We start from the raw sequence: 24,529 nt of genomic DNA, 5'->3' as shown, positions 1-24,529 counted from the left end.
ATACACTGTCGAAAGTACCGTGCGTCACATTTATCTATTTTTGTAACCAAGGGCTTACTCGTGACTACAATCGTAAGTGTTCGCCGTAATGGCCAAGTCGTAATCGGTGGTGATGGACAGGCAACGATGGGTAATACCGTCATGAAAGGCAATGTCCGTAAAGTTCGCCGCCTCTATAATGACAAAGTAATCGCGGGTTTTGCCGGCGGTACAGCAGACGCTTTTACTCTGTTTGAACTGTTTGAACGTAAACTTGAAATGCACCAAGGGCATCTGACCAAAGCAGCGGTTGAGCTTGCTAAAGACTGGCGCACTGATCGCATGCTACGCAAACTGGAAGCACTACTGGCAGTTGCAGATGAAAATACCTCCCTGATCATTACAGGCAACGGCGATGTCATTCAGCCAGAAAATGACCTGATTGCCATTGGTTCCGGTGGCCCGTACGCCCAATCCGCCGCACGGGCAATGCTGGAAAATACCGATCTCAGTGCCAGACAAATTGCAGGGAAAGCGCTAACAATTGCCGGTGATATCTGTATTTACACCAACCATAATCACAACTTCGAAGAACTTCCTTCAAAAGCGTAAGGGTAGATAGTATGTCTGAAATGACTCCACGCGAAATTGTCAGCGAACTTGACAACCACATTATTGGTCAGGACAAAGCGAAACGCGCTGTAGCTATCGCACTCCGTAACCGCTGGCGGCGTATGCAGCTAGATGAAACGCTGCGCTACGAAGTAACACCTAAAAATATCCTGATGATTGGTCCGACTGGGGTAGGTAAAACCGAAATCGCCCGTCGTCTGGCAAAACTGGCAAATGCGCCGTTTATCAAAGTCGAAGCGACAAAATTCACCGAAGTTGGCTATGTTGGTAAAGAAGTCGACTCTATCATCCGTGATCTGACAGATGCCGCAGTTAAAATGGTTCGCCTGCAATCCATCGAAAAAAACCGTTATCGGGCAGAAGAATTAGCAGAAGAGCGTATTCTGGATGCCCTGATCCCACCAGCAAAAAATAACTGGGGACAAACGGAGACACAAGTTGAGCCATCAGCCGCACGCCAGGCATTCCGTAAGAAACTACGTGAAGGTCAACTTGATGATAAAGAAATCGAGATTGATGTTGCTACTACACCTGTGGGCGTCGAGATCATGGCACCTCCGGGCATGGAAGAGATGACAAATCAGTTGCAATCTATGTTCCAGAACCTTGCCGGTCAGAAACACAAATCTCGTAAGCTAAAAATCAAAGATGCTTTCAAGCTACTGATCGAAGAAGAAGCCTCTAAACTGGTTAACCCGGAAGAATTGAAACAACAGGCTATTGATTCCGTTGAACAACACGGTATTGTCTTCATTGACGAAATCGACAAAATCTGCAAACGAGGCCAGACTTCAGGCCCTGATGTTTCCCGTGAAGGTGTTCAGCGTGACCTGTTGCCATTGGTGGAAGGTTGTACGGTATCCACTAAACACGGCATGGTAAAAACAGACCATATCCTGTTTATCGCCTCAGGTGCATTCCAGGTTGCCAGCCCTTCCGATCTGATCCCTGAATTACAAGGGCGTCTGCCGATTCGGGTGGAGTTACAGGCACTAACTACAAAAGATTTTGAGCGTATTCTGACTGAACCGAGTGCATCCCTGACGGAACAGTACAAAGCACTGATGGCAACGGAAGGTATGAGCATCAGTTTCACGGCTGATGGCATTAGCAAAATTGCAGAATCCGCATGGCAGGTAAATGAATCAACCGAAAATATCGGGGCCCGTCGCCTACATACTGTGCTTGAGCGGCTGATAGAAGATATCTCCTTCGAAGCCAGCGAACGTCGTGGCCAGTCAGTTGATATTGATGCCGACTATGTTAAAAAGCATCTAGATGAATTGGTTGCGGATGAAGATCTGAGCCGCTTTATCCTATAATCGGTATATACGATTCCTGATCCACTATAATTAATAATGGGAGGCTTGCCTCCCATTATTAATTATAAATTTACAGGAGTAAGTAAACACAGAAATGAACTCATCAACTTCCATCAGTCAAACTCAAGCATGGCTGGAAAGTCTGCGTCCTAAAACGCTACCACTCGCCCTTGCCGCCATTATTACTGGCTCAGCTCTCGCTGCCTGGACAGGGCATTTCAAGCTACCGGTTGCCTTACTGGCGCTATTGACAGCAGCTATACTGCAAATTCTGTCCAATCTCGCCAATGATTACGGTGATGTTATCAAAGGCAGTGATACTGAAAAGCGTATTGGGCCACTACGTGGGATGCAAAAAGGCATTATTACCGTATCACAGATGAAAAAAGCACTGAAGATTATTGTCCTACTAGCTTGTCTGTCTGGTAGTGCCCTGATTGCCGTTGCCTGTGAAGAACCCAGGGATATATTCGGTTTTCTGGTCCTTGGCCTGCTAGCAATTATTGCTGCAATTACCTATACAGTCGGTACAAAGCCTTATGGCTATATGGGACTTGGCGATATTTCAGTACTGATTTTCTTTGGCTGGTTAAGTGTTGCCGGTACTTATTATCTTCAAGCAGGTTTTTTTGACTCGGTTATCATACTCCCGGCAACAGCCTGTGGTCTTCTCTCTGTTGCTGTTTTAAATATCAATAATTTGCGTGATATTGAAGATGACAAACGGCATGGCAAAAACACCCTAGCTGTCCGTCTCGGCCCTAAAAAAGCCCGTTATTATCACGGATGTTTAATAATCACAGCAATACTTTGCTTGGTATTATTCACCGTACAAAACCCGTCTGGTTGGTCAGGCTGGTTGTTCCTGCTCACTCTGCCTTGGTTGTTCAAACATATGTGGTATGTACTTAATGAACCCACACCGGAAGGAATGCGTCCAATGTTGGGACAGATGGTTAAAGCGGCATTATTGACTAATATTCTATTTTCAGTTGGTCTTATTTTTAATTAGACAGTATTTGTGCTGTTTTTCCGAAGGTGTTGTAACTTAATCATTCTGGATACCTGTTAACAATATCAATTTAATAATTGATGATTTTGCTAACATCGGCCTGAAAGGGATATACTTACTGTTCCATACCTTAACCAGACGTAAATCCTATGAAATATGATACTTCCGAGCTTTGTGACATCTATCAAGAAGAAGTAAATGTGGTAGAGCCTATGTTCTCCAATTTTGGCGGGCGTACTTCATTTGGTGGTCAAATCATCACGGTTAAATGCTTTGAAGACAACGGGTTACTTTACGACCTGCTTGAAGACAACGGTCATGGACGCATTTTACTGGTAGATGGTGGTGGTTCTGTACGCCAAGCATTAATTGACGCTGAGCTGGCACAACTCGCCGTGCAAAATGGATGGGAGGGCATTGTTATTTACGGTGCTGTACGTCAGGTTGACCAACTAGCAGAGTTAGACCTCGGCATTCAAGCTATAGCCGCTATTCCTGCTGGCTGTCGTGATGAAGGGACCGGCGCAAGCGATATCCGGGTGAATTTTGGTGGTGTCACCTTCTTCTCTGGCGATTATTTGTATGCCGATAACACCGGTATCATTTTGTCTGAAGAGCCACTGGGACTTGATGATAACGAAGAAGATGAGATCATCTGATGATAACGTATAGTAAAACTAAGGGCGATTTTTCAGATCGCCCTTCTTTTGTCTGCTGGAAATTTTAATTACTGAACATCTTCCATTTTGCCTAACAAGGCACGCAAACGTTCTTGCCATACTTGTTGCTCTTGTTTTAATTGCTCATTTTCATGAGCCAGAGACTCGCGGCCGCTGGTTGCATTCTGAATTTCCTGAGACAAAGATCGATTTTTTTCTTTTAATTCTTCAATTTCCATTTGTAGCAGGGTAATAGTATCAATCGCCTGCTGAACCTTGGCTTCCAGCTTTTCAAAAACTTCAAATGACATTCTCGGTTCCCCCTTATAAGCAATGGTCTGATTGTATGTAGCCAAAGCGCCCCTGTCTAGCAACATCCCCAACACATGAAAAATAACTATCAAATAAAAACCCCAAAGTACCTCACACTTTGATTTTTAGCAAAATAGCGGATAAATGCGGATTCGCTCATTTTGTTGACACAACACACACATTTCAATTTCGCTATTTCTCGTTTCCGCGCATTAACGATAAATTTACATAATCCCCTTTTCAATTTCTGAAAGGTGACAATAATAATTACGCCTCTAAAATCTTCTTTGTAGGATAGAACATATGAGCCAAACCACTAGCACGACATTAACCGGACAATGTATCGCTGAGTTTCTTGGTACCGCACTATTGGTTTTCCTTGGAGTAGGTTGTGTTGCCGCTGCACGTATCGCCGGCGCACAATTAGGCTTGTGGGAAATCAGTATTATTTGGGGTATGAGCGTTGCGTTGGCTGTTTATCTCACCGCAGGTGTTTCCGGTGCTCACCTTAACCCGGCGGTGACGATTGCCTTATGGTTGTTTGCCCGTTTTGATGGCAAAAAAGTTATCCCTTTTATTATTGCCCAGATGATTGGTGGCTTTATCGCCGCCGCTCTCATTTACATGATGTACTACAGCGTATTCCTTGATTACGAACAGGTACACAATATCGTTCGTGGTACGCCTGAAAGCCTGTTTACAGCAGGTGTATTCTCTACTTACCCAATGGCGCCACTGTCCATTTCTCAGGCTTTTATGATAGAAGTTATCATTGCCGCCATTCTACTCTGCTTAATTCTGTCGCTGACTGACGATGGCAACGGTATTCCCCGCGGTCCTCTGGCCCCGTTACTGATTGGTATTGTGATTGCCGTTATCGGCGGTGCATTTGGCCCATTAACCGGTTTCGCGCTGAACCCGGCCCGGGACTTTAGCCCCAAATTAGTTGCTTATCTGGCGGGTTGGGGAAATATTGCCCTGACGGGTGGGCGTGAAATCCCTTACTGTCTGGTTACTCTGACCGCCCCCATTATCGGCGGTATTGTGGGAGCATTTGGCTACCGCAAACTTATTGGTCGCAATTTACCATCTGATGTTCATAAGACTGAAGACCAGAAGAAAAAGAATGCCTAAAGTAGAGCATCACCAGAACAGGTTATTATCATGACAACAGAAAATATGATTGAGAAAAAGTATATTGTCGCCCTTGATCAGGGAACCACCAGCTCCCGAGCAATAATTCTTGATCACGACGCCAATATTATCTCAATTTCCCAAAGAGAGTTTACGCAAATTTATCCTAAACCGGGTTGGGTAGAACACGATCCAATGGAAATCTGGGCAACCCAAAGCTCAACGCTGGTAGAAGTATTAGCGAAAGCGGATATTCGTTCTGATCAGATTGCCGGTATTGGTATTACCAACCAACGTGAAACAACGATTATTTGGGAAAAAGAAACCGGTAAACCTATCCACAATGCCATCGTTTGGCAATGCCGCCGTACCGCGGACGCGTGTACTAAACTAAAACAAAAAGAGGGATTGGAAGAATATATTCGCCAGAATACAGGGCTGGTAGTAGATCCTTATTTCTCCGGCACCAAAGTGAAATGGATCTTAGATAACGTCGCAGGCGCCCGGGAACGGGCTGAAAAAGGTGAGCTCCTATTCGGTACTGTGGATACCTGGCTGGTATGGAAAATGACTCAAGGCCGAGTCCACGTTACCGATTTCACAAACGCCTCCCGAACAATGCTGTTCAATATCCACAATCTGGAGTGGGATCAGCATATTCTTGATGAGTTACAAATCCCTCGTTCCCTACTGCCTAGCGTTCATTCATCTTCTGAGATTTATGGTCAGACCAATATCGGTGGTAAAGGTGGCACTCGGATCCCTATCTCAGGTATCGCAGGTGATCAGCAAGCTGCTCTATATGGACAACTTTGTGTCCAACCGGGTATGGCGAAAAACACCTACGGGACAGGCTGTTTCCTGCTGATGAACACGGGTACAGATGCCGTGCGCTCCAACCACGGCCTACTGACAACCATTGCCTGTGGTCCTCGCGGCGAAGTGAACTATGCACTTGAAGGTGCGGTTTTCGTTGGTGGTGCCTCTATTCAGTGGTTGCGTGATGAACTGAAACTTATTGCAGATGCGGCTGACTCCGAATACTTTGCCACTAAAGTTAAAAATAGTAACGGCGTGTATGTAGTCCCTGCTTTTACCGGCCTTGGCGCCCCCTACTGGGACCCCTACGCCCGAGGGTCAATTTTCGGCCTAACCCGCGGTACCAACAGTAATCACATCATTCGTGCGACGCTGGAATCTATCGCCTATCAGACCCGTGATGTACTGGATGCCATGCAAGCTGATGCAGGCACCCGGCTGCAAGCACTACGGGTAGATGGCGGAGCCGTTGCCAATAACTTCCTGATGCAATTCCAATCAGATATTCTTGGCACACGTGTAGAACGTCCTGTGGTGCGTGAAAGCACTGCATTGGGCGCGGCATTCCTCGCAGGATTGGCAGTTGGCTACTGGAAAGACCTGGATGAAGTGAAAAGTAAAGCCACCATTGAAAAAGAATTCCGTCCAAGTATTGAAACCACTGAACGTAATTACAAATACAATGGCTGGAAAAAGGCGGTTGCCCGCGCGCAGGATTGGGAAGATAAAGGCTAAGATTTACTGACAGTAAAATAAAGAAAGGGTGGAATTTTCCACCCTTTGAAATTCTATTTATTTCCTACCTTCAGAAATTTTCTTTTAAAACTGAACCGAACATTAAGATCTAGCATAAAACCTAATATCGACAGACTTTTTATTATCTCGTAGATAAAATCAAAATATTCCTTTGATAATTTATCTCCATATTTATAGATAAGATCTATAGCATGGCAAGCTGTTAGTTTTCTGCATCTTCTACTGAAATTCTTATCGGCTATTAAGATAACCTCGACTATTCAAACCAGATATTAAGAAAAAATGGATTCATTTCCCTATGACACAGAATCGATAATGGTATTTAGCTCTATAGACTAAAATAACGACGTAAAAACAAACGGTTCGGGGATTTCTTTCAGGATAGGAGACAAGTTCCAATGGCAAACTGGGTTACAGGAAAAGTCACACAAGTTATTCACTGGACGAACACCTTATTCAGCATCAGGATGCATGCACCGGTTGAAGAATTCACCGCTGGTCAGTTTGCAAAACTAGCGCTGGAAATAGATGATGAGCGGGTGCAACGGGCCTATTCTTACGTTAACGCTCCGACAGATAATAATCTTGAATTTTATTTAGTGACGGTTCCTGAAGGCAAACTCAGCCCACGGTTAGCCGCACTACAACCTGGTGATAATCTATTAGTGACAGAACAAGCAGCAGGCTTTTTTATTCTTGATGAAATACCTGATTGCAAAACATTATGGATGCTTTCAACGGGAACAGCCATTGGTCCCTATCTGTCAATTCTTCAACAAGGGGACTACCTAGAAAGATTCGAGAACATCGTATTGGTGCATGCAGTCAGACTAACACAAGATTTAAGCTATCTGCCCTTAATGCAGCAATTAGTTGAGCGTCTTCATGGCAAGCTACGAATTCAAACTATTGTCAGCCGTGAACAAAACCCCGGCTCATTGACTGGTCGTATCCCGGCATTGATCGAGAGCGGCGAACTTGAGGCCACTCTCGGGCTTACGATGAACAGTGACAACAGCCATATTATGTTATGCGGTAACCCTCAAATGGTGAAAGATACCCAACGACTGCTAAAAGAGCAGCGTGGAATGACAAAACACTTACGCCGCAAACCGGGGCATATCACCAGTGAGCAATATTGGTAATTTCAGTCATCTTTGACAGAAATAAAATCCACTTTCTCTGTTGCCTCACCAAACCGGTTTGGCCCATCCGTACCACGGAATACACCGCAATCAAGCGCTATCATTACAATGATCAATGTGGGGATAAAACGGCCAATCCCCCATTGCCAAAATGGTGCCATGCCACCCCAGTCAACAGTAATCAACAATCCTGACAGTAATAAAAGCAGCGACCACCCTCCCCGCTTATTTCGGTCATGCAGACGCTTAACCATCATTGCCGCTACGGGATACATCACCAAGACAAGCGCAAAAATAGCATAGTACATGGTTAAAGAATTCATTCCCTGAATAGTCAAGATAACAAACATCAAGGCCAAGCAAACACCGATGCCAATCCAGAATTCACGCCGCCCAATTCGTCCTTTAAATGAAAAACCCCATTGTTGTAATGTCATCTATTCTTTTCCAATCGTGTATTCTGTTTCTCAACGCAGTTTAACCTAAGCGAGCGGCAACATGAAAATAGACGTTAATAAATTTCCAGCCATAATATTAGCAGCAAGCAGCGTCGGTTTGCCGTTGGTAGCCAATGCTGATAAATCCACAACCACAGAACCTACAATACAAGCGATCTATCTTCTGCCGAATGCCCCCTCTTTCGATGAAACTATCCCGCGATTTCGCGAAAAATATAATCGCCGCAACCCAACATTGCCACTACGCGAGTATCGGGTAATCATAAGTAAAAACATTTATCTGCCACTGACACGAGCTGCCAGCAAAATCAATGAAAAACTTTATTCTTCCGCCGTACTTGAGCGAGGAAGTGAAAAAATCAAAAGTCTGCAACTGACATTACTACCATCGGAAAATACCGCTGAAACTCAGCAAAACCAAATGCTGGCAGAGCAATACATGGTAGCGCTGATGCGCCACTTTAACCCAACGCTTTCACAGGAACAAAGCAAAGAGAATATTGATAACTTACTCATAAACAGCAAAAAATCGCCATTTTACAGCCACAACATCGGCGCTATTCGCTATATTGTGGTAAATAGTAGCGAAAAAACGCTTACTTTCGCTATTGAACCGATTAAGCTATGGTTATCTGAACCCGATAACTAATCAAATTTAGTAATAAAAAAAGCTATTGTCTGCAATGATCACTATACTGTGAAGCGCTGATCTACCGAATCGATCCTAAGAATGAATTTCATTCAGCTCACTACTTAAACTTCTCTGGTTGGAGGAAAAAACATGCGACATCCATTAGTTATGGGTAACTGGAAATTGAATGGTAGTACCCACATGGTTAACGAACTTATCACTGGCCTGCGTAAAGAATTAAGCAGTGTTACCGGCTGTGACGTCGCTATCGCACCACCAGCACTTTATCTCTCTCAGGCTAAACAAGCGCTGGCTGGCAGCCGGATTGCTCTGGGCGCACAGGATGTTGACGTTAACCTATCTGGTGCATTTACCGGTGAAACTTCCGCCGCAATGTTAAAAGACATTGGCGCAGAATACATTATCATCGGCCACTCTGAACGCCGTACTTACCACCAAGAAAGTGACGAATTCATTGCGAAAAAATTTGCCATTCTTAAACAGCAAGGTCCAATTCCTGTTTTGTGCATCGGCGAGACTGAACAGGAAAATGAAGCTGGTCAGACTGAAACCGTATGCGCAAGGCAAATTGATGCAGTTCTGAACACATTGGGAGTAGAAGCATTCCAAGGTGCGGTCATCGCTTACGAACCTGTTTGGGCAATTGGTACAGGCAAATCAGCAACACCGGCACAAGCTCAGGCTGTACACAAATTCATTCGCGATCATATTGCGCAGAAAGATACAGCAATCGCAAAACAGGTCATTATCCAGTACGGTGGCTCTGTGAACGCAGATAATGCTGCCGAACTCTTTGCTCAGCCAGACATTGACGGTGCACTGGTTGGTGGTGCATCCCTAAAAGCTGATGCTTTCGCTATTATCGTAAAAGCCGCAGCCGCTGCGAAAAAAGCATAATATTTTAATGCTAATTGACCGCCGTATACCTACGGCGGTTATTCCTTTTTAGCGCTGAATAATCTCATCAAACACACCACCCGTCGCAAAATGTACTTTTTGCGCTTTTCCCCAACCACCGAATACTTTATCAACAGTAAATAACTCCAACGCAGGGAAAGAAGAACTATACTTATCGGCAACCGCTTGATCACGTGGTCGATAATAGTTTTTAGCCGCTATTTCTTGCCCAACTGGAGAGTAAAGGTATTGCAGATATTCTGTTGCTAACTCACGGCTATGGCGTTTATTAACGACCTTATCAACGACGGAAACCGTCGGCTCAGCCAGAATTGAAAGACTAGGTGTCACAATTTCGAATTTATCTTTATCAAGCGTATTAATCGCTAATAATGCCTCATTCTCCCAGGCAATCAATACATCACCGATTCCACGCTCGACAAAAGTACTAGTTGCTCCTCTTGCGCCAGAATCTAGCACTTCAACATTCTGATAAAGGGCTTTAACAAACGCTTTCGCTTTGTCCTGATCCTGATTGTTATGAATCAACCCATAACCCCATGCGGCCAGATAATTCCAGCGTGCACCACCTGATGTTTTTGGATTAGGTGTCACAACAGATACTCCTGGACGAACTAAATCTGACCAGTCTTTAATTTGCTTTGGATTACCTTTCCGCACTAAAAAAACAATAGTTGAAGTATAAGGGGCAGAATTCTCTGGCAAACGCTTAATCCATGCCTTCGCTATCCGACCACGTTCCGCAATGGCATCCACATCATAGGCCAAAGCCAGTGTCACCACATCCGCCTCAAGGCCATTGATAACAGAAGTTGCCTGTTTACCCGAGCCACCATGAGATTGCCGGATTATCACTTTATCCCCTGTCTTCTGCTGCCAATAATCACTAAAAGCCTGATTATATTGCTGATATAACTCGCGGGTTGGATCATAAGAAACATTAAGAAGCTGAAGATCTTTTGCCCAGACGCTGCTACTGGTAATCAATAGTAAGGTCAATGCTACACGCCGTCTGATTCTCATTTGAATCTCTCCACAAACTGTTTTAGCTGTTATGAAATCCAAGGCTGACAGAAAGCGTTATCACTCAGAAATAATTAAAAGCATTTATTTATATGTGATAGGAATATAGTGACTGCTCCCCGCCGTCAAGAGGATGTCGCAAAAGGTTAAGGGTTTACGGCGGTTTTTGCTTAAGGAGACATTACAGCCTCCAAAGAGGCTGCAACAGGTTTAAATTTGCTGATATTGACGTGATTAGTACAACTTTTTCGCGGTTTCCAACCAATCCTGTTTAAACACACGTTTCATATTCTGCACTGCATCAATGATATCATGATGAACAAGTTTCTCGTTCTGAATACCAACACAACGACCACCATAACCTTCCAACAATAATTGAATGGAATATGCCCCCATACGGGAAGCCAGAATACGATCATAGGCAACCGGGGAACCACCACGCTGAATATGGCCTAAAACTGTGGCACGGGTTTCATGATGCGTCTCTTTTTCGATATATTTCGCAAGTTCGTAAACATCACAAACATGTTCGGTAATTGCAACGATGGCGTGGCGTTTGCCTTTACCGATACCCGCTTTAATTTCAGCTACGAGCTCATCACAACTGAATGAGACTTCCGGCAGAACAATAAACTCACAACCGCCTGCAATAGCGGCTGACAAAGTGAGATCACCACAATAACGCCCCATTACTTCAACAATGGAAATACGTTTGTGGGAAGTCGAGGTATCACGCAGACGGTCAATCGCTTCAACCACCGTTTCCAGCGCAGTGAAATAGCCGATGGTATAGTCGGTACCCGCCACATCATTATCGATAGTGCCCGGCAGGCCGATACAGGGAAAACCCGCTTCTGTCAGTTTCTTCGCGCCAAGATAGGAACCGTCACCGCCGATAACGACCAGAGCATCAAGGCCATTGTTTCTCATGTTCTCAATAGCGACAGTACGAACCTTCTCATCCCTGAACTCTGGGAAACGGGCTGAACCTAGAAAGGTGCCACCACGGTTAATCATGTCGGATACACTAAAGCGGTCAAGTTTCTTCATGCGGTTTTCATACAAGCCAAGATAACCATCATAAATACCGAAAACTTCTAACCCTTCGGTTAATCCCGCACGAACCACACCACGAATAGCTGCATTCATACCCGGCGCATCACCGCCACTCGTTAAGACACCGATTCTTTTGATCTCATTGCTCATGATGACCTCTGACTTGTAGATGTAATAATTGCAAACCCGCTAACGGCGGACTCCGTATGCGATCACTTTGCCTGAGAAATCTGCCTTTTTAACCTATTACTACCCGACGTACTGAAACAATCAAGCTGAATTGATTCAACTTTTCATATAATACGGTAAAAAACTCAGTCTGCATTAACAATAAGTCCCTTTTTTGAGATCAAGTTGGCTAAAAAACCATTTAATTATGCTCCTATAGCTCTTAAGGTCATCAACCTACCAATAGCAATGACGAGCAAGATAATCTCATTGTCATTCACCTCATAAATCAAGCAGTAGCCAGAAGACCATAGTTTGATTTTATACCGGTTAACTCGACCACTTAGTCTTGCTGACGGCACATGAAGGTTTTCTAAACGCTCTGCCAGTTTTTTCTTTAACTTGCTCCTTGACTGGATAACCTAACGTCTCCCACTCCTTTAAAGCTCGCTTTTCAAATTTCAGACTATAGGTCATCAAGGCTCACACTAACAAATTCAGTATCTTTTAAACGTTCATCCGCAATTTTGTTCAATGCGGCACCCTCAACCAATTCCTGTAAATATGTTCCCATAAGGTTACATTTCAGATCGATAATACTCGCCGCTGTGTTTGTTAAGATTTGATATGCCATACACCACCTTATGCAATTATATACTTCAACATTAGATCATTTAAAAGCACCTTAAAATGATCTTTTATTTGATCTCTATGTATAAAAATAACGTGTCAGATGGAAAAAGACTGGCGCGGCAAAACATAACGAATCGATCCGATCTAACATACCACCATGACCTTCAATCATTTCACCGAAATCTTTAATGCCACTATCACGTTTTATCGCCGACATACACAAGCCACCAATAAAGCCCATCAGCGTAATCGCTAATGACATCAAACCTGCCTCCCACGGAGAAAATGGCGTTACCCAATAAAGTGACATTCCTAATAACACTGAAACCAAAATACCACCAACAAAACCCTCAACGGTTTTATTTGGGCTCAATTTAGGCACAATAGGATGTTTGCCAAATAATTTACCAAACACATACTGCAAAACATCCGACATCTGCACCACAATCATTAAAAACAACAATAATTCGACATTTTCCCCCTCATAACCAGGAATATCTAACATTAATAAAGCGGGGGCATGGCTAATACAAAATACAGCAACTAACATACCCCACTGTATTTTGGCTGTCCGTTCCAGAAAGTTGGTCGTATCCCCGGCTAATGCAATACGGGCAGGTAAAAATAGGAACACATAAACAGGAATGAAAATAGAAAATACGCCATACCACTGAATACCAACTGCAACGTACTGTAATGGCATAAAAATAAAGAAACACCAAAACATGGCTTCATGGTCACTTCGTCGCGTTGGTGTCAAAGTAAAAAATTCCCGTAAGGCAAAAAATGACATACTTGCAAATAATAAAACTGAGCCTACTGGCCCAATAATAACTGCCAACACACAAACAATGCACATCATCCACCAACCACGAATGCGGGCATTTAGATTATCGATTGTTGCATTATTCCTATCTTCTGAATATTTGGAGGCCAATATTGCCCCAACAATACTGGCAATAATTAATGGTACGAACATACCCCCCATCAATAGCAACAGCTGCTTATTAAGTATGATCATAATATTAACGCCTCCAATGCCAAACGAGCCCGCTGTAAAAAATCAGCTTTTTCCTCTTTTGCCCCTAATTTTTCCAAAGGTTGCCCAAATGTTGCTGAACAAATAACAGGAACAACAAGTGCCGAGCCTTTTGGCAAGACCCTATTTAAATTTTCCAGATAAACTGGAATAAGCTCAACATCAGGATATTTCTTCGCTAAATAATATAGACCACCTTTAAATTTATTAATTTGTTCCCCACTTCCTCGCGTCCCCTCCGGGAATAAAATTAAAGATTCCCCTCGTTTTAATACATCCTCCATTGGCGTCAGGGTATTTCCCTTTAAACAATCCTCTCCTTTACGATCAATAAGCACAGCCCGAAAAACTTTATTAATAAAATATCTACGCAGATAAGTTTTACTCCAATAATCACGAGCAGCAACTGGATGCACCCGAGAACGTAGCACCCGAGGAAACCCGGCCCAGATAACTAACCCATCCAGATGACTGCTATGATTAGCATAATAAATTCGGGAAGCTACCGATGGCTTACACCCAATCCAACGAATTCTCACTCCTGTTAACAAACGGCAAAGCCCAGACAGAAACGAACCCATACCTTTACTTACCAGCGTCACTTCTTGTGGTCTATTCATTACAAGCATCCTTCTCTTGTAATTCATTCAATATGACTCTGGTTCGCCGAACACATGTCCAGAGACAACCCAATGTGATAACGACTAATACCGCCAATAAAAGATACTGGCTCCATAACTGCGGTAAAAAAGCGGCAACAATTGAACTAACGGTAATTAATGCCATCCGATGCTGTTTCGCCATCGGCCCTAGAAAACGCTGAGGTAAACCACAAGCCCCACCTAACAAGCGAATATAAGCGGTCAAAACAGCTAATAATGCAGCCATACAGCCAAGAGAAATCGCAAATGGAAAAAGTGTTAAACCATACCCCACCCCAATCAGAATAAAAGAATCAGCAATACGATCAGGAAGATCATTAAAAACAGTACCGGCAGCCGTCTTCAATCCCCCTTCGACAGCAACCATGCCATCCAATAAATTACACATTAGCCGGCCTTGAATAAGCAAGGCACCAATAATCAATAAAACTGAAGTCAACCCAAAAGACGCGACTAAAAAACACACGGCAAAACACACGCCAGCTAATACAGCAAAAACAACGCTGGCAACAGATATGCCATTTGGTGTCGCCCCTTTACATTGCAACCATTTAGCCATTTTACTGGCCCACACTGCATTGCGTGTTTTGATCGGACGCCGATCTTTTACCTCGTTACCAGACATACCCTTTCCCTTTTTGAGCACAAATGAACAATCAAATCCACTTAAGTTAAATGAAATAAGATAAACAGGATTGGTTAGAATAACAACAATAAAAAAACCTGCCGGTGGGAGGAGGGAAAAACGAAGATGGCGTCAATTTTTCCTTGTTGATTCATTTGAAATAACAGAATTTATTTCAACAAGTACCCACACATTGACCGCCAGAAAGCAGGGGAAAAGGCAGGGATAGAGTTCGTCTTTATAACATAACACTATGTAATAAAATGATTTATTTAAATAAATCTTCAACTTTTTGGGTACAGTTCAATTGGGGCTTATCAATTTCAATTGCAAGAGAAAATGAGATCATGGAGAGAACAGGCTGGGTTAACAAGTGCACAAGTAGCCGAAAGAATGGGGGTTAAACCTCCTACAATTTCAAGACTTGAAAAAAACGCAGATAGGGCAAGCATTAAGAGAATTTTAAAATATGCTAGTGTTTGCGGAGTAAAGGAAATCAAACTTACTATTGCATCGTAAAAAACCACCTCCAAATTGAGGTAATGCTGTTCGGTTAAAGTTTCTTATAACGGGCCGGATATTTTTCTGGCAATAAGGCACTGAACGTTCGTAACTGTGGGCTCCTTCTCCACCATCAGGCCGGACGGGGAGCTTTCCCCTTTAGCTGCCGTGCATGTCCGACACACTAAAAATTGAATACTGCTTGAGACAGCTTTGATACCTAATAATGGCGCTAACCGTATCCAGCGCCATTGGCTCAAATTCACCCTTTTTTACCTTCTACGTGACGGCCAAATATCGGATGGATGTAAACCTAAACAGAACGTTGGTAATGCGGCCTGATTTGCTGCATACTTGATGTATTAACTATTAATACATTGGTGAGATATGAGAAAAATTACTACTGTCAGTATGGGCGAACAGCTTGACGGGTTCGTACAGCACATGATTGAAAGTGGCCGTTATGGAAATGCCAGTGAAGTTATACGCTCGGCGCTGCGTTTGCTGGAGCAACAAGAAGCTTACGATGAGATTGTACGCAAGGCGGTTATTGCTGGCTTGGAAAGTGGGGAAAGCTCGCTGACCCTACGGGATATAGTGGAACAACGGAAACGCAGACATAATGTATAAGCTCACGGATCAGGCTGTTGAAGATTTTGCTGGGATTTATGATTATACACTTTTGCAGTTCGGTGAAGCTCAGGCTGACCATTATACGGAGGCACTGGAAGCATTTTTTGACACGCTAGCAGAGATGCCACATATAGGGAGGGAATACCCATCTGTCCCAGGTGTAATGCGGGTTGAGTTTCACCGCCACACGGTTTTCTATACTATCCGGGATACCGATATTCTGATTGCGCGTATCCTTCATCAACAGATGAATCACCCCCGTTATCTTCTTTGAGCGGGCGGGGGCTACGTTGTGCTGTGCCAGCGTATCTGTCTCGTCCTGCGAGCTGCCATTGCCGATCGCAGTGCTTTGTTGCTTTTATTTCTGGAGAACAAGCATTTTATTGCAGGAGAAGTGAAAATAACGCCCTAGCGGGGGATTAGACCGGGTTAATGAGGAAAATGGAGACATTATGATTCATTAATGAAAGAAACAAATCCCGTTATTTTCAACGAAGTTTGTCAGCAGTTTGAAACCCCTCATATATGTATGAGGGGTTATAAGCCCTTTACGGGAGAAATTTTTAACAAAGCCTTCATGGGGAATAATCATACTCTAGTTGATAGAATCCAAAAGTCAACTTTCAGATTTACCGATAAGATTTGATGCGCCGATGATTTTGATTATTGCACGTTGTATCTTTTCAACATCTTCACACGTCAAATATTGCTGAAATCGTTCATAGCTAAAATAACGTGCTCAAGCACCAAAAATATTCGTTTTTAGTAACTGATATTCATGTCACTTCACCTTGCCAAAAAATTTATACACAAGCCATCTTTGCATAAATCAACCAGATTAAATAAAACATATAGCAATTAGATCTTTAATTATCATAAATATAGGTAGTTTCCGGGTAGCTACGATAACTGCTAACTTTTCTCTACACCAACCATAAGAACAAAAACATTCGTTTGTACAATCCCATTCTTCTGACCGATAGCTCAGTGGTTTATCCATTGCAAAAAGCTATTGCCAAATCTCCTCAAATGGCAATTAGTTAACGCAACCATTGTCTGCAAAATTTTTTGATATTTAGAGTTACGACCCTTGGTGATTTATTGTTGGCGTTGCATGCCATGTAACAGCGGCGTATATGTTACGCATGGTGTAACAAGATTGGGGGCAAATGATTAAGTCATTTAAACACAAAGGGCTGAAACAACTTTTTGAAAAAGAAGTTATTTCAGGCATCCCGGCGCAGGATGCTGTCCAAATCAATGACCGCTTACAGGCCATCGACACGGCTAGCTGATAGAAGATTTAAATATTCATGCCTACAAGTTACACCCCTTGAAAGGGGATCGGGCTGACATATGGTCAATTACTGTCAGAGCTAACTGACGTATCACATTCGAATTTAAAAATGGTGATGCTTACATTTTAAACCTGGAGGATTATCACTAATGAGACAGGCTATTGTTTCTCATCCGGGCGTTATGGTATCCAACATACTGGAGGATTTAGGGGTTGGCGTTCGCCAGTTTGCTAAAAACATCGGCGTAACTCCAGCGACGGTTTCCCGCTTTCTTTCGGGCAAAACGGCGTTAACCCCGGCGCTTGCCATCCGACTATCTGCTGCGCTGGGGAACAATCCGGCGTTTTGGATGCGCTTACAGACGAACTACGACTTGCGCCAATTGGAAGATGAGATCGACACGTCAGGGATCATTCTATACGGCGACAATGACAAAACGCCGCAAGTCACTTCAAAGCATTAAGCAATAGTAATAAAGCTAACAAATGTGGGGTCCAGTGTAGCCCGCATTTGTTGGCGGTTATCGCAGCTACCCGGTAACTGCCCAAATAACAAATTAAACATTAAGAATATTGCTAAGTAAATTTTGACAAAAAAAGCACTAATAAATGTTATATACCTAATAGATTTCGAGTTGCAGCGCGGCGGCAAGTGAATGAATCCCCAGGAGCATAGATAACTATGTGACTGGGGTGAGTGAAAGCAGCCAACAAAGCAGCAGCTTGAAAGATGAAGGGTATATATATTGTCAGCTACATTTCTAATAACTGACGGTTAACTTTATGATTAACAAACGTTTAAAAGCCGCTCGTTTACGTGCAAAGATCACACAAGAAAAACTAGGGATCTACAACCCATAACATATTGAAAATAAATATACTTTTTCTATCATCGTCCACCCAATGTCCACATTGACGACAAAGCCCCTTAAACGGGGCTTTCACCACAAATTACTTTCATAAGAAATAATCAATTAAAATTTAATAATCATCTTAACAGATCTATCAATCCCACATACTATAGGCTTTTTCATTTATCAAGGCCGAACAGGAAAGTATCCTCGATAAGTCACTATTGCAGTATCTGTTACCGCTGGGGTGGCTGAGTAGACCCCAACAACCCCAAACAGCAATAAAAACAAGTTTTGTCACTGTCCGGCGTTATCTATTTTATTGAAGTTCCCGCTCAAGCAACTGAACTATGAACTGGTTCTTTGAGACTGCGTGTGATATTGTCGCCGCAGTCAAGCGAGCTTCCAGCCTGCCAGGATAACGAAGAGTAAAAGATTTTAGCTTGTCCTCTTCCTTGAATGGGTTAATTCCCTCTTCCTCGCACGTTTCTATATATTCAGCCAGTGAGATTTGTCCCTCTTTTTCAAGCCCGTCAATACTGTTTGATACGAAATCACAATATCCGGTGACATCCAGAAACTTGCCGCGAAAGGCCCTAATTTCTGCTTCGTAGGTAACAGAAGCAGGATGACCGCCGATAGTCATAATGTTGTTACTTTTAATCATGTTCGACCCCTATTACATTTTCGAACCACTCACGAAGGCCATTTACTGCGCCTTTATCCATTACGTTACCAGGATGAGGTTGATGAGTCTGATAGACTGAGCCCATGAGGATAAACTTCCGGCGTGATCCGTTGCCGTTCTTGATCTTCCCCCCCAGTTTGTTAATCAGGCTGGCTACATCATCCCATTTTATGCCGGATTTCGGCGGGATGGTCAGCACATCCGCAAGGGTCTTGCGGTGCTTTGAGCTCAGCTCTTTAACCTTAATCATCTTTCATCCCATTGACGTCATTTGATGATATCATTCTACTTTGGCCCCATTATGATGTCAAACAATGACGTCATTTTTGCTTCTTAAGTTTGTTAATTGGAGTTTGAGTTGAGTAGACCCTCCGGTTACCCGGACGGACCCCTTTCTTAGAACCGGACGTGCGGAACTAACGCATCCGGCTCCCGACAGATCAGAGTCCTCACACATATTCAGCGAACCCTGAGTACTGATCGGATTTTCCATTTCGTTGGATAATCCAGTATTTTCAGGATCAGATTCAGCTTTTTCCACGTCAGTTGGCGACGATCACCTTTACGGTTGAACCATCTGTAAATTATTCGCGTACTCGGCGATATCCAGCGCACCATCATAATCACCTGTATCAATGCGCCACAGCAGGACATACATCAGCACATCATCTTGATGACCTATGCCCCCCTGTAATACCCCAGTAATCCACGGCGCATATTTAGGCAAGATCTGCCTTTTGTGCTGCGCTTTGCGCTCCATAGACTGGATTTTTTTAAGGTGACGGCGGTCTTGCTCCAGCATCAGCAGCATCTGGTTATAACGCCGTGATTTTGCAGCGCGGGGCTACTCAGTTGAGCGGCCTCGGTCGCCTGTAATCGCATTCGGTGACGCTGCCACGGGCTAGCCATTATTGTTCCTCAGTTGTCGGTGTTGTGCTCAGATGCGGCATTATCTGGCTGCAACGACGCTGCTTTTTTGCTGGCTGCCAACATCTCGATATTTTCAATCAGAGCCACACCGCGATAGTCTTCAACGACATACGCCTCATTGACTGATTCGTAGTTTTCAATGCGATCACGTTTGGGGTTATCCAGCACAGAACGTCGGCGAGTGCCTTCCTGATAATAGATAGACAGATTATCCAGACGGCTGATTAGCAATGCTTTGGGCGGGAAATATTTGTCAGCCAGCAGTTCACGGCCACAGATGACCATCAGTTCCGTATCATCCTGATATTCTGGGTCGATAGCATTGTTGACAGTATCTATCACCAATGCGTCCAGATTATTGAAATCGCCGCCTTCTCCCACACGGATGGTTTCAGATATAACCTTACCGGCTTCGTCAGTGATATTGCTCATGACATGATCCGGTGCATCCTGTCGGATTTTCTCCAACCAGCCGATATTTACATCCTGCAATAGTGGATATTGAACGCGGTTTGAGGTTTTGGCCCGTTTAACCCCATTCCAGCCGATCATAATGCGGTCCAGTGCCTGACGTCTGATAATGGCGTTACGAATACGTAACTGGAAATTTTGAAATTTCGCCCACAAGTCAAGTTTTTTGTAAGGGATACTGGTATCAAAGTTGGTTTGTTCGCATTTGTACTCAATAGCATTGAGTCGGGTTGGATACGTGCGCCGTAGGTCTGCGGGTCATAGTTGGCGGCAATCTGCGTCAGCCATTCGCGCTGGACCTTGCGCCCGTCTGTGATGGCGCCTTCCACACAAATTCGAAAGGGTTTGGATTTTTTCGGCATTGTAAGCCCCGGTTATCTATGGGTCAGTCATGGCCTACTAGTTTGTATCGTCAGGTCGAAGAAACAATAAAATGCGGTTGTGTCTGGTCTGGCACACAGGGCAGACACAGAGAAATAACAGGCGGGTCTGTAGTCTGGCAGCATGAAAACAACACCTGATTTTGATCCCCGTACCAGAAAAGAATGTGTTCAGTGAAGAACAAGTCAAAACGCTGTTATCAGTACTATCAGGGGATGAAAGAAAAATTGCGCTGCTATGTCTCAGCACGGGTGCCAGATGGGGAGAAGCATCAACCCTAAAAAGCGCACAAGTAAAGAGTAGTCGAGTGACATTTTTAAAAACCAAAAATGGCAAGCAAAGAACTATTCCGATATCAAAAGAGTTAGAAAAGGAAATCAAACAGAAGTCAGGGGAATTATTTGACGTTGATTACGAAAGCTTTCGTACAAAGTTAAAGTCAATAAAACCTGATTTACCAGAAGGACAAGCAACGCACGTTCTACGCCACACATTCGCGAGTCACTTTGTGATGAAAGGTGGAAACATTGTTGCACTGCAACAAATACTCGGTCATGCCAATATACAACAAACTATGGCGTATGCTCATCTGGCACCCGACTATTTGCAATCACGTTAAATCCACTGAATGGCGAGCAGTAACAAGCAACCGTAGCACTCAAAAGTGTCCACACTTAGAAATTTCCACGCTACTTACAGTTGCTTGTAAAAATTTTATCTGGTTGATTTTAAAGTGAATTAATCTTAGCCAGATAAAAAAATCCCGCCATAAGGCGGGGGAAAAGACAGGGATGGTGTCTATGGCAAGGAAAAATTCTCATTTGCTACTACGTTGCTGCTATGGGTATTACAAATCAGTTCGGTAACTGAGACATACGCTGTCGATAATGTTGCTCCAATTGTGCTTGTTGCTCAGGCGTCAATAGTTGGTACATCTGATGATGAATACGGACCATCTCTAGCTGACGTTCCACATTACATCTGACCATCTTTTCAACCAGAGCTTTTACTGCCACTTCATCAAAATCCTTCGCAGTGACCAGCTTGCGCATCTCTTCTCGCTCTGCGCGGCTCATTAATATCGATGAACGCTGTTGATGATTCTGCCCTACCAAATCACGCATTTGTTGACGCTGCTGCTCAGTTAAAGTGATACCGTTAAACATATGGTTGTTATCACCAATATCGTTATTATTACGATAATGATAGCTTCCTACATTTTTATAATCACAAGGTGCACAATTATCAGGTACCGTAGCAGCGTGGATTGTACTTGCTGTTCCAGCTAAAGATGCTGTCAAGCTAAGAACAAACATTGACGCTAAAACTAACGCTGCTATGTTACGCATTAAACAACTCCTCGTTTCCCCGAACGATGTTATTAGGTCCAATGTGGACAACTATACCTACGCGGCTGCAAACTAGCGTCAAAGGCTTGTAAAAGAACGTAAAGTCGTGGAATAGCAAAGTTTGTTATCGTATTTTTGCTCTTGGAGGAAGTAATCGATGCATAAAATCCTATTAGTTGATGATGACCGTGAACTGACATCACTATTAAAAGAATTACTTGAAATGGAAGGATTTAACGTTGTGATCGCTCATGACGGAGAGCAGGCATTAAAATTCCTTGACGATTCGATCGACTTATTACTACTCGATATTATGATGCCGCGTAAAAATGGCATTACGACATTAAAGGAGCTTCGTCTACACCATCAAACTCCAGTCATTATGTTGACAGCGCGAGGAAGCGATTTGGATCGTGTCCTGGGACTAGAATTAGGGGCGGATGACTATCTTGCCAAACCATTTAATGATCGTGAGCTAGTGGCACGTATACGTGCTATTCTTCGCCGATCAAACTGGAGTGAGCAACAACAAACAGACAACGGACCACCCACGCTTCAGGTCGATAACCTACAATTGAACCCTGGCCGACAGGAAGCCAGCTTCGCTAATCAGATTCTCGATTTAACGGGTACTGAATTTACCTTGCTCTATTTATTAGCTCAACATTTAGGTCAAGTTGTCTCCCGCGAACATTTGAGCCAGGAAGTATTAGGTAAGCGACTCACCCCGTTTGACCGAGCAATTGATATGCATATCTCTAACCTACGCCGTAAATTACCTGAACGAGAAGATGGACTCGCTTGGTTTAAGACTTTACGTGGCCGAGGATATTTAATGGTTTCCGCGACATGATAAACAGTTTAACGGCACGCATCTTCGCAATTTTCTGGTTTACTCTGGCGTTAGTCCTGATGTTGGTATTAATGGTGCCGAAACTGGATTCCAGACAACTGACCTCTCTGCTGGAAAATGAATACCGGCAGGGAGTTATGCTAGAACAACATATCGAAGCAGAATTAGCTCAAGATCCCGCTAACGATTTACTTTGGTGGCGCCGCTTATTTCGCGCGATTGAGAAATGGGCCCCCCCAAGTCAACGCCTGATACTGGTCACCAGCGAAGGGCGAGTTATTGGGGCACAAAGAAGTGAAATGCAAGTTGTCCGTAACTTTATTGGGCAATCCGATAACGCGGATCATCCTAAAAAGAAAAAGTATGGCCGCTCTGAAATGCTAGGGCCCTTTTCCATTCGAGATGGAGAAGATCACTATCAACTTTATTTAGTTCGCCCGGCGAATAGCCCGCAATCGGATTTTATTAATCTGATGTTTGACCGGCCACTATTATTATTAACCGCCACCATGTTAATCAGTGCGCCATTACTGTTATGGCTGGCATGGAGTTTGGCTAAACCTGCCCGTAAACTAAAAAATGCCGCGGACGATGTCGCTAAAGGTAATTTACGCCAGCATCCAGAACTGGAAGCCGGCCCACAAGAATTTCTGGCCGCCGGTAACAGCTTCAACCAGATGATCAGTGTATTGGAAAGAATGGTCACCGCACAACAACGGTTAATTTCCGATATCTCCCATGAACTACGCACGCCTCTCACCCGACTACAGCTTGCAACAGCATTACTTCGCCGCCGTCATGGTGAAAATAAAGAGCTGGAAAGAATTGAGACAGAAGCCCAACGGCTAGATAGCATGATTAATGATCTGTTAATACTCTCCCGCAGTCAGCATAAAAACGAACTGCTGAGAGAAAACATCAAAATGACAGATTTATGGGACGATATTCTTGACAATGCCCGCTTCGAAGCTGAACAGATGGATAAAACCCTTGAAGCAACCTTACCACCAAGTTCCTGGACAATTTACTGCAATCCATTAGCACTTGGCAGTGCTTTTGAAAATATCGTGCGTAATGCCTTACGCTACTCCCACCACCATATTGCGGTTGCATTTCACACCGATAATCAAGGGATCACCATTACCGTTGATGATGACGGCCCAGGCGTCAACCCGGAAGACCGCGAACACATATTCCGCCCCTTCTACCGTACAGACGAAGCCCGCGACCGGGAATCCGGCGGCACTGGCCTTGGCTTGGCAATTGTTGAAACCGCAATTAACCAGCACCGCGGTTGGGTACGTGCTGAAGACAGCCCACTCGGCGGCCTACGTTTGGTTATTTGGCTACCACTTCATGGCCGGTAATACAAATTTCTGCTAACCTTATTCTACAAATTTACTAAATAAATAAATTTTATTTATGCTTGACCCGACAAGCTTGACGGTTTAACCTCCCCTATTATTCATTAAAAAACCTTATCTTTAGTTGCTTTTCTATTACAACAGACAAAAGCATTGAAAAATCAAAACAGTAGATAAAATTATAACATCCTATGGAGTTCTAGGAA

Annotated in this window: 26 protein-coding genes and 6 pseudogenes; 17 read left to right on the top strand and 15 right to left on the bottom strand. The window is 43.7% G+C overall.

The annotated features are described in order from the left end of the window. The first annotated feature begins 60 nt into the window (after positions 1–60). The 4 genes from hslV to rraA all read left to right on the top strand — a co-directional run bounded on the left by hslV (position 61) and on the right by rraA (position 3,605). Positions 61–591, top strand: coding sequence for an ATP-dependent protease subunit HslV (gene hslV / locus D3222_RS10530; protein ID WP_118986111.1), 531 nt, complete (start codon positions 61–63; stop codon positions 589–591). Positions 592–602: 11 nt separating this feature from the next. Continuing rightward, positions 603–1,934 (top strand): HslU--HslV peptidase ATPase subunit, encoded by a 1,332-nt coding sequence (gene hslU, locus D3222_RS10525; protein ID WP_118986110.1) that lies wholly within the window; start codon positions 603–605, stop codon positions 1,932–1,934. Positions 1,935–2,028: 94 nt separating this feature from the next. Beyond that, complete coding sequence (locus D3222_RS10520; RefSeq protein ID WP_118986109.1) at positions 2,029–2,946, top strand: 1,4-dihydroxy-2-naphthoate polyprenyltransferase; 918 nt, start codon at positions 2,029–2,031, stop codon at positions 2,944–2,946. 149 nt (positions 2,947–3,095) lie between these two features. Beyond that, positions 3,096–3,605, top strand: a complete 510-nt coding sequence (rraA, locus tag D3222_RS10515; RefSeq protein WP_118986108.1) for a ribonuclease E activity regulator RraA — start codon at positions 3,096–3,098, stop codon at positions 3,603–3,605. Between the two features lie 68 nt (positions 3,606–3,673). Here the strand turns inward: rraA and zapB are convergent, their stop codons facing one another. Next, positions 3,674–3,916, bottom strand: coding sequence for a septal ring assembly protein ZapB (gene zapB, locus D3222_RS10510; protein WP_011148831.1), 243 nt, complete (start codon positions 3,914–3,916; stop codon positions 3,674–3,676). A gap of 304 nt (positions 3,917–4,220) precedes the next feature. Here zapB and D3222_RS10505 point away from each other — a divergent pair, with 304 nt between their 5' ends. The 3 genes from D3222_RS10505 to fpr all read left to right on the top strand — a co-directional run bounded on the left by D3222_RS10505 (position 4,221) and on the right by fpr (position 7,771). Next, positions 4,221–5,051, top strand: coding sequence for an MIP/aquaporin family protein (locus D3222_RS10505; RefSeq protein WP_118986107.1), 831 nt, complete (start codon positions 4,221–4,223; stop codon positions 5,049–5,051). 30 nt (positions 5,052–5,081) lie between these two features. Further along, positions 5,082–6,605, top strand: a complete 1,524-nt coding sequence (gene glpK / locus D3222_RS10500) for a glycerol kinase GlpK (protein WP_118986106.1) — start codon at positions 5,082–5,084, stop codon at positions 6,603–6,605. Positions 6,606–7,024: 419 nt separating this feature from the next. Beyond that, positions 7,025–7,771, top strand: coding sequence for a ferredoxin--NADP(+) reductase (gene fpr / locus D3222_RS10490; RefSeq protein WP_118986105.1), 747 nt, complete (start codon positions 7,025–7,027; stop codon positions 7,769–7,771). Positions 7,772–7,773: 2 nt separating this feature from the next. Here fpr and D3222_RS10485 read toward each other — a convergent pair whose 3' ends face one another. Next, the gene (locus D3222_RS10485) at positions 7,774–8,208 is read right to left on the bottom strand and encodes a DUF805 domain-containing protein (protein ID WP_118986104.1); all 435 of its coding nucleotides are present in this window, start codon (positions 8,206–8,208) and stop codon (positions 7,774–7,776) included. 61 nt (positions 8,209–8,269) lie between these two features. On the opposite strand from D3222_RS10485, the gene D3222_RS10480 reads away from it, so the two are divergent. Together D3222_RS10480 and tpiA are read left to right on the top strand one after the other, a co-directional pair. Then, a complete protein-coding gene (locus tag D3222_RS10480; protein ID WP_118986103.1) occupies positions 8,270–8,878 on the top strand; it encodes a YiiQ family protein in 609 nt (202 codons plus the stop codon). 132 nt (positions 8,879–9,010) lie between these two features. Next, complete coding sequence (gene tpiA, locus D3222_RS10475) at positions 9,011–9,778, top strand: triose-phosphate isomerase (protein WP_118986102.1); 768 nt, start codon at positions 9,011–9,013, stop codon at positions 9,776–9,778. A gap of 48 nt (positions 9,779–9,826) precedes the next feature. On the opposite strand, the gene D3222_RS10470 is transcribed toward tpiA, so the two are convergent. The 7 genes and pseudogenes from D3222_RS10470 to D3222_RS10445 form a co-directional block, all read right to left on the bottom strand. Then, positions 9,827–10,822 carry a sulfate ABC transporter substrate-binding protein gene (locus D3222_RS10470; protein WP_118986101.1) on the bottom strand — a complete coding sequence of 332 codons (996 nt, stop codon included), beginning with the start codon at positions 10,820–10,822 and terminating at the stop codon, positions 9,827–9,829. 234 nt (positions 10,823–11,056) lie between these two features. After that, positions 11,057–12,028 (bottom strand): 6-phosphofructokinase, encoded by a 972-nt coding sequence (pfkA, locus tag D3222_RS10465; protein WP_118986100.1) that lies wholly within the window; start codon positions 12,026–12,028, stop codon positions 11,057–11,059. A 224-nt stretch (positions 12,029–12,252) separates the two neighbouring features. Next, a pseudogene (locus D3222_RS10460) lies at positions 12,253–12,523 on the bottom strand (type II toxin-antitoxin system RelE family toxin). Then, positions 12,513–12,680: a hypothetical protein gene (locus D3222_RS25470; RefSeq protein WP_198672785.1), complete on the bottom strand. Its 168-nt coding sequence runs from the start codon at positions 12,678–12,680 to the stop codon at positions 12,513–12,515. The pseudogene D3222_RS10460 and the gene D3222_RS25470 overlap by 11 nt, the downstream one beginning before the upstream one ends. Positions 12,681–12,755: 75 nt before the next feature. After that, positions 12,756–13,700, bottom strand: a complete 945-nt coding sequence (locus D3222_RS10455) for a phosphatidate cytidylyltransferase (RefSeq protein WP_198672784.1) — start codon at positions 13,698–13,700, stop codon at positions 12,756–12,758. Continuing rightward, positions 13,697–14,338, bottom strand: coding sequence for a lysophospholipid acyltransferase family protein (locus D3222_RS10450; protein WP_118986098.1), 642 nt, complete (start codon positions 14,336–14,338; stop codon positions 13,697–13,699). The genes D3222_RS10455 and D3222_RS10450 overlap by 4 nt, the downstream gene beginning before the upstream one ends. Continuing rightward, positions 14,331–15,005: a CDP-alcohol phosphatidyltransferase family protein gene (locus D3222_RS10445; RefSeq protein ID WP_118986097.1), complete on the bottom strand. Its 675-nt coding sequence runs from the start codon at positions 15,003–15,005 to the stop codon at positions 14,331–14,333. The genes D3222_RS10450 and D3222_RS10445 overlap by 8 nt, the downstream gene beginning before the upstream one ends. A gap of 327 nt (positions 15,006–15,332) precedes the next feature. On the opposite strand from D3222_RS10445, the pseudogene D3222_RS25925 reads away from it, so the two are divergent. The 5 genes and pseudogenes from D3222_RS25925 to D3222_RS10415 all read left to right on the top strand — a co-directional run. After that, positions 15,333–15,524: pseudogene (locus D3222_RS25925) on the top strand (helix-turn-helix domain-containing protein); the annotation flags it as partial. A 369-nt stretch (positions 15,525–15,893) separates the two neighbouring features. After that, on the top strand, positions 15,894–16,136 hold the full coding sequence (locus D3222_RS10435; RefSeq protein WP_118986096.1) for a type II toxin-antitoxin system ParD family antitoxin: 243 nt from the start codon (positions 15,894–15,896) through the stop codon (positions 16,134–16,136). Beyond that, the gene (locus D3222_RS10430) at positions 16,129–16,413 is read left to right on the top strand and encodes a type II toxin-antitoxin system RelE/ParE family toxin (protein WP_118986095.1); all 285 of its coding nucleotides are present in this window, start codon (positions 16,129–16,131) and stop codon (positions 16,411–16,413) included. The genes D3222_RS10435 and D3222_RS10430 overlap by 8 nt, the downstream gene beginning before the upstream one ends. A gap of 895 nt (positions 16,414–17,308) precedes the next feature. Then, positions 17,309–17,586: pseudogene (locus D3222_RS10420) on the top strand (type II toxin-antitoxin system RelE/ParE family toxin). Continuing rightward, positions 17,586–17,900 (top strand): HigA family addiction module antitoxin, encoded by a 315-nt coding sequence (locus tag D3222_RS10415; protein WP_118986093.1) that lies wholly within the window; start codon positions 17,586–17,588, stop codon positions 17,898–17,900. The pseudogene D3222_RS10420 and the gene D3222_RS10415 overlap by 1 nt, the downstream one beginning before the upstream one ends. A 706-nt stretch (positions 17,901–18,606) precedes the next feature. On the opposite strand, the gene D3222_RS10405 is transcribed toward D3222_RS10415, so the two are convergent. The 5 genes and pseudogenes from D3222_RS10405 to D3222_RS10385 form a co-directional block, all read right to left on the bottom strand. Then, the gene (locus tag D3222_RS10405) at positions 18,607–18,954 is read right to left on the bottom strand and encodes a type II toxin-antitoxin system HicB family antitoxin (RefSeq protein WP_118986092.1); all 348 of its coding nucleotides are present in this window, start codon (positions 18,952–18,954) and stop codon (positions 18,607–18,609) included. Next, positions 18,947–19,225 carry a type II toxin-antitoxin system HicA family toxin gene (locus D3222_RS10400; protein ID WP_118986091.1) on the bottom strand — a complete coding sequence of 93 codons (279 nt, stop codon included), beginning with the start codon at positions 19,223–19,225 and terminating at the stop codon, positions 18,947–18,949. Before D3222_RS10400 ends, D3222_RS10405 begins: the two co-directional genes overlap by 8 nt. Before the next feature lie 312 nt (positions 19,226–19,537). Next, positions 19,538–19,777 (bottom strand): phage terminase small subunit, encoded by a 240-nt coding sequence (gene gpM / locus D3222_RS10395; protein ID WP_232832474.1) that lies wholly within the window; start codon positions 19,775–19,777, stop codon positions 19,538–19,540. Between the two features lie 116 nt (positions 19,778–19,893). Next, a pseudogene (locus D3222_RS10390) lies at positions 19,894–20,616 on the bottom strand (P2 family phage major capsid protein); the annotation flags it as partial. Then, a pseudogene (locus D3222_RS10385) lies at positions 20,610–20,738 on the bottom strand (GPO family capsid scaffolding protein); the annotation flags it as partial. The pseudogenes D3222_RS10385 and D3222_RS10390, both read right to left, overlap by 7 nt. 161 nt (positions 20,739–20,899) lie before the next feature. Here D3222_RS10385 and D3222_RS10380 point away from each other — a divergent pair. Further along, positions 20,900–21,376, top strand: a pseudogene (locus tag D3222_RS10380) (tyrosine-type recombinase/integrase); the annotation flags it as partial. 235 nt (positions 21,377–21,611) lie between these two features. Here D3222_RS10380 and cpxP read toward each other — a convergent pair. After that, positions 21,612–22,106: a cell-envelope stress modulator CpxP gene (gene cpxP / locus D3222_RS10375; RefSeq protein ID WP_118986090.1), complete on the bottom strand. Its 495-nt coding sequence runs from the start codon at positions 22,104–22,106 to the stop codon at positions 21,612–21,614. A gap of 157 nt (positions 22,107–22,263) precedes the next feature. Between cpxP and cpxR the strand changes: the two genes are divergently transcribed. Both cpxR and cpxA read left to right on the top strand, forming a co-directional pair. After that, complete coding sequence (gene cpxR, locus D3222_RS10370; protein WP_118986089.1) at positions 22,264–22,959, top strand: envelope stress response regulator transcription factor CpxR; 696 nt, start codon at positions 22,264–22,266, stop codon at positions 22,957–22,959. After that, positions 22,956–24,326 (top strand): envelope stress sensor histidine kinase CpxA, encoded by a 1,371-nt coding sequence (gene cpxA, locus D3222_RS10365; RefSeq protein WP_118986088.1) that lies wholly within the window; start codon positions 22,956–22,958, stop codon positions 24,324–24,326. The genes cpxR and cpxA overlap by 4 nt, the downstream gene beginning before the upstream one ends. Positions 24,327–24,529 lie beyond the last annotated feature (203 nt).

The sequence above is a fragment of the Photorhabdus sp. CRCIA-P01 genome (assembly GCF_003545805.1).
Taxonomy (GTDB): domain Bacteria; phylum Pseudomonadota; class Gammaproteobacteria; order Enterobacterales; family Enterobacteriaceae; genus Photorhabdus; species Photorhabdus antumapuensis.
This window is presented reverse-complemented; position numbering and strand designations above follow the sequence as displayed.

Excerpts from the sequence above, each read along its gene's own strand:
- hslU (WP_118986110.1), top strand. The coding sequence starts at position 603 with ATGTCTGAAATGACTCCACGCGAAATTGTCAGCGAACTTGACAACCAC.
- D3222_RS10520 (WP_118986109.1), top strand. The coding sequence starts at position 2,029 with ATGAACTCATCAACTTCCATCAGTCAAACTCAAGCATGGCTGGAAAGT.
- rraA (WP_118986108.1), top strand. The coding sequence starts at position 3,096 with ATGAAATATGATACTTCCGAGCTTTGTGACATCTATCAAGAAGAAGTA.
- zapB (WP_011148831.1), bottom strand. The coding sequence starts at position 3,916 with ATGTCATTTGAAGTTTTTGAAAAGCTGGAAGCCAAGGTTCAGCAGGCG.
- D3222_RS10505 (WP_118986107.1), top strand. The coding sequence starts at position 4,221 with ATGAGCCAAACCACTAGCACGACATTAACCGGACAATGTATCGCTGAG.
- glpK (WP_118986106.1), top strand. The coding sequence starts at position 5,082 with ATGACAACAGAAAATATGATTGAGAAAAAGTATATTGTCGCCCTTGAT.
- fpr (WP_118986105.1), top strand. The coding sequence starts at position 7,025 with ATGGCAAACTGGGTTACAGGAAAAGTCACACAAGTTATTCACTGGACG.
- D3222_RS10485 (WP_118986104.1), bottom strand. The coding sequence starts at position 8,208 with ATGACATTACAACAATGGGGTTTTTCATTTAAAGGACGAATTGGGCGG.
- D3222_RS10480 (WP_118986103.1), top strand. The coding sequence starts at position 8,270 with ATGAAAATAGACGTTAATAAATTTCCAGCCATAATATTAGCAGCAAGC.
- tpiA (WP_118986102.1), top strand. The coding sequence starts at position 9,011 with ATGCGACATCCATTAGTTATGGGTAACTGGAAATTGAATGGTAGTACC.
- D3222_RS10470 (WP_118986101.1), bottom strand. The coding sequence starts at position 10,822 with ATGAGAATCAGACGGCGTGTAGCATTGACCTTACTATTGATTACCAGT.
- pfkA (WP_118986100.1), bottom strand. The coding sequence starts at position 12,028 with ATGAGCAATGAGATCAAAAGAATCGGTGTCTTAACGAGTGGCGGTGAT.
- D3222_RS25470 (WP_198672785.1), bottom strand. The coding sequence starts at position 12,680 with ATGGCATATCAAATCTTAACAAACACAGCGGCGAGTATTATCGATCTG.
- D3222_RS10455 (WP_198672784.1), bottom strand. The coding sequence starts at position 13,700 with ATGATCATACTTAATAAGCAGCTGTTGCTATTGATGGGGGGTATGTTC.
- D3222_RS10450 (WP_118986098.1), bottom strand. The coding sequence starts at position 14,338 with ATGAATAGACCACAAGAAGTGACGCTGGTAAGTAAAGGTATGGGTTCG.
- D3222_RS10445 (WP_118986097.1), bottom strand. The coding sequence starts at position 15,005 with ATGTCTGGTAACGAGGTAAAAGATCGGCGTCCGATCAAAACACGCAAT.
- D3222_RS10435 (WP_118986096.1), top strand. The coding sequence starts at position 15,894 with ATGAGAAAAATTACTACTGTCAGTATGGGCGAACAGCTTGACGGGTTC.
- D3222_RS10430 (WP_118986095.1), top strand. The coding sequence starts at position 16,129 with ATGTATAAGCTCACGGATCAGGCTGTTGAAGATTTTGCTGGGATTTAT.
- D3222_RS10415 (WP_118986093.1), top strand. The coding sequence starts at position 17,586 with ATGAGACAGGCTATTGTTTCTCATCCGGGCGTTATGGTATCCAACATA.
- D3222_RS10405 (WP_118986092.1), bottom strand. The coding sequence starts at position 18,954 with ATGATTAAAAGTAACAACATTATGACTATCGGCGGTCATCCTGCTTCT.
- D3222_RS10400 (WP_118986091.1), bottom strand. The coding sequence starts at position 19,225 with ATGATTAAGGTTAAAGAGCTGAGCTCAAAGCACCGCAAGACCCTTGCG.
- gpM (WP_232832474.1), bottom strand. The coding sequence starts at position 19,777 with ATGCTGGAGCAAGACCGCCGTCACCTTAAAAAAATCCAGTCTATGGAG.
- cpxP (WP_118986090.1), bottom strand. The coding sequence starts at position 22,106 with ATGCGTAACATAGCAGCGTTAGTTTTAGCGTCAATGTTTGTTCTTAGC.
- cpxR (WP_118986089.1), top strand. The coding sequence starts at position 22,264 with ATGCATAAAATCCTATTAGTTGATGATGACCGTGAACTGACATCACTA.
- cpxA (WP_118986088.1), top strand. The coding sequence starts at position 22,956 with ATGATAAACAGTTTAACGGCACGCATCTTCGCAATTTTCTGGTTTACT.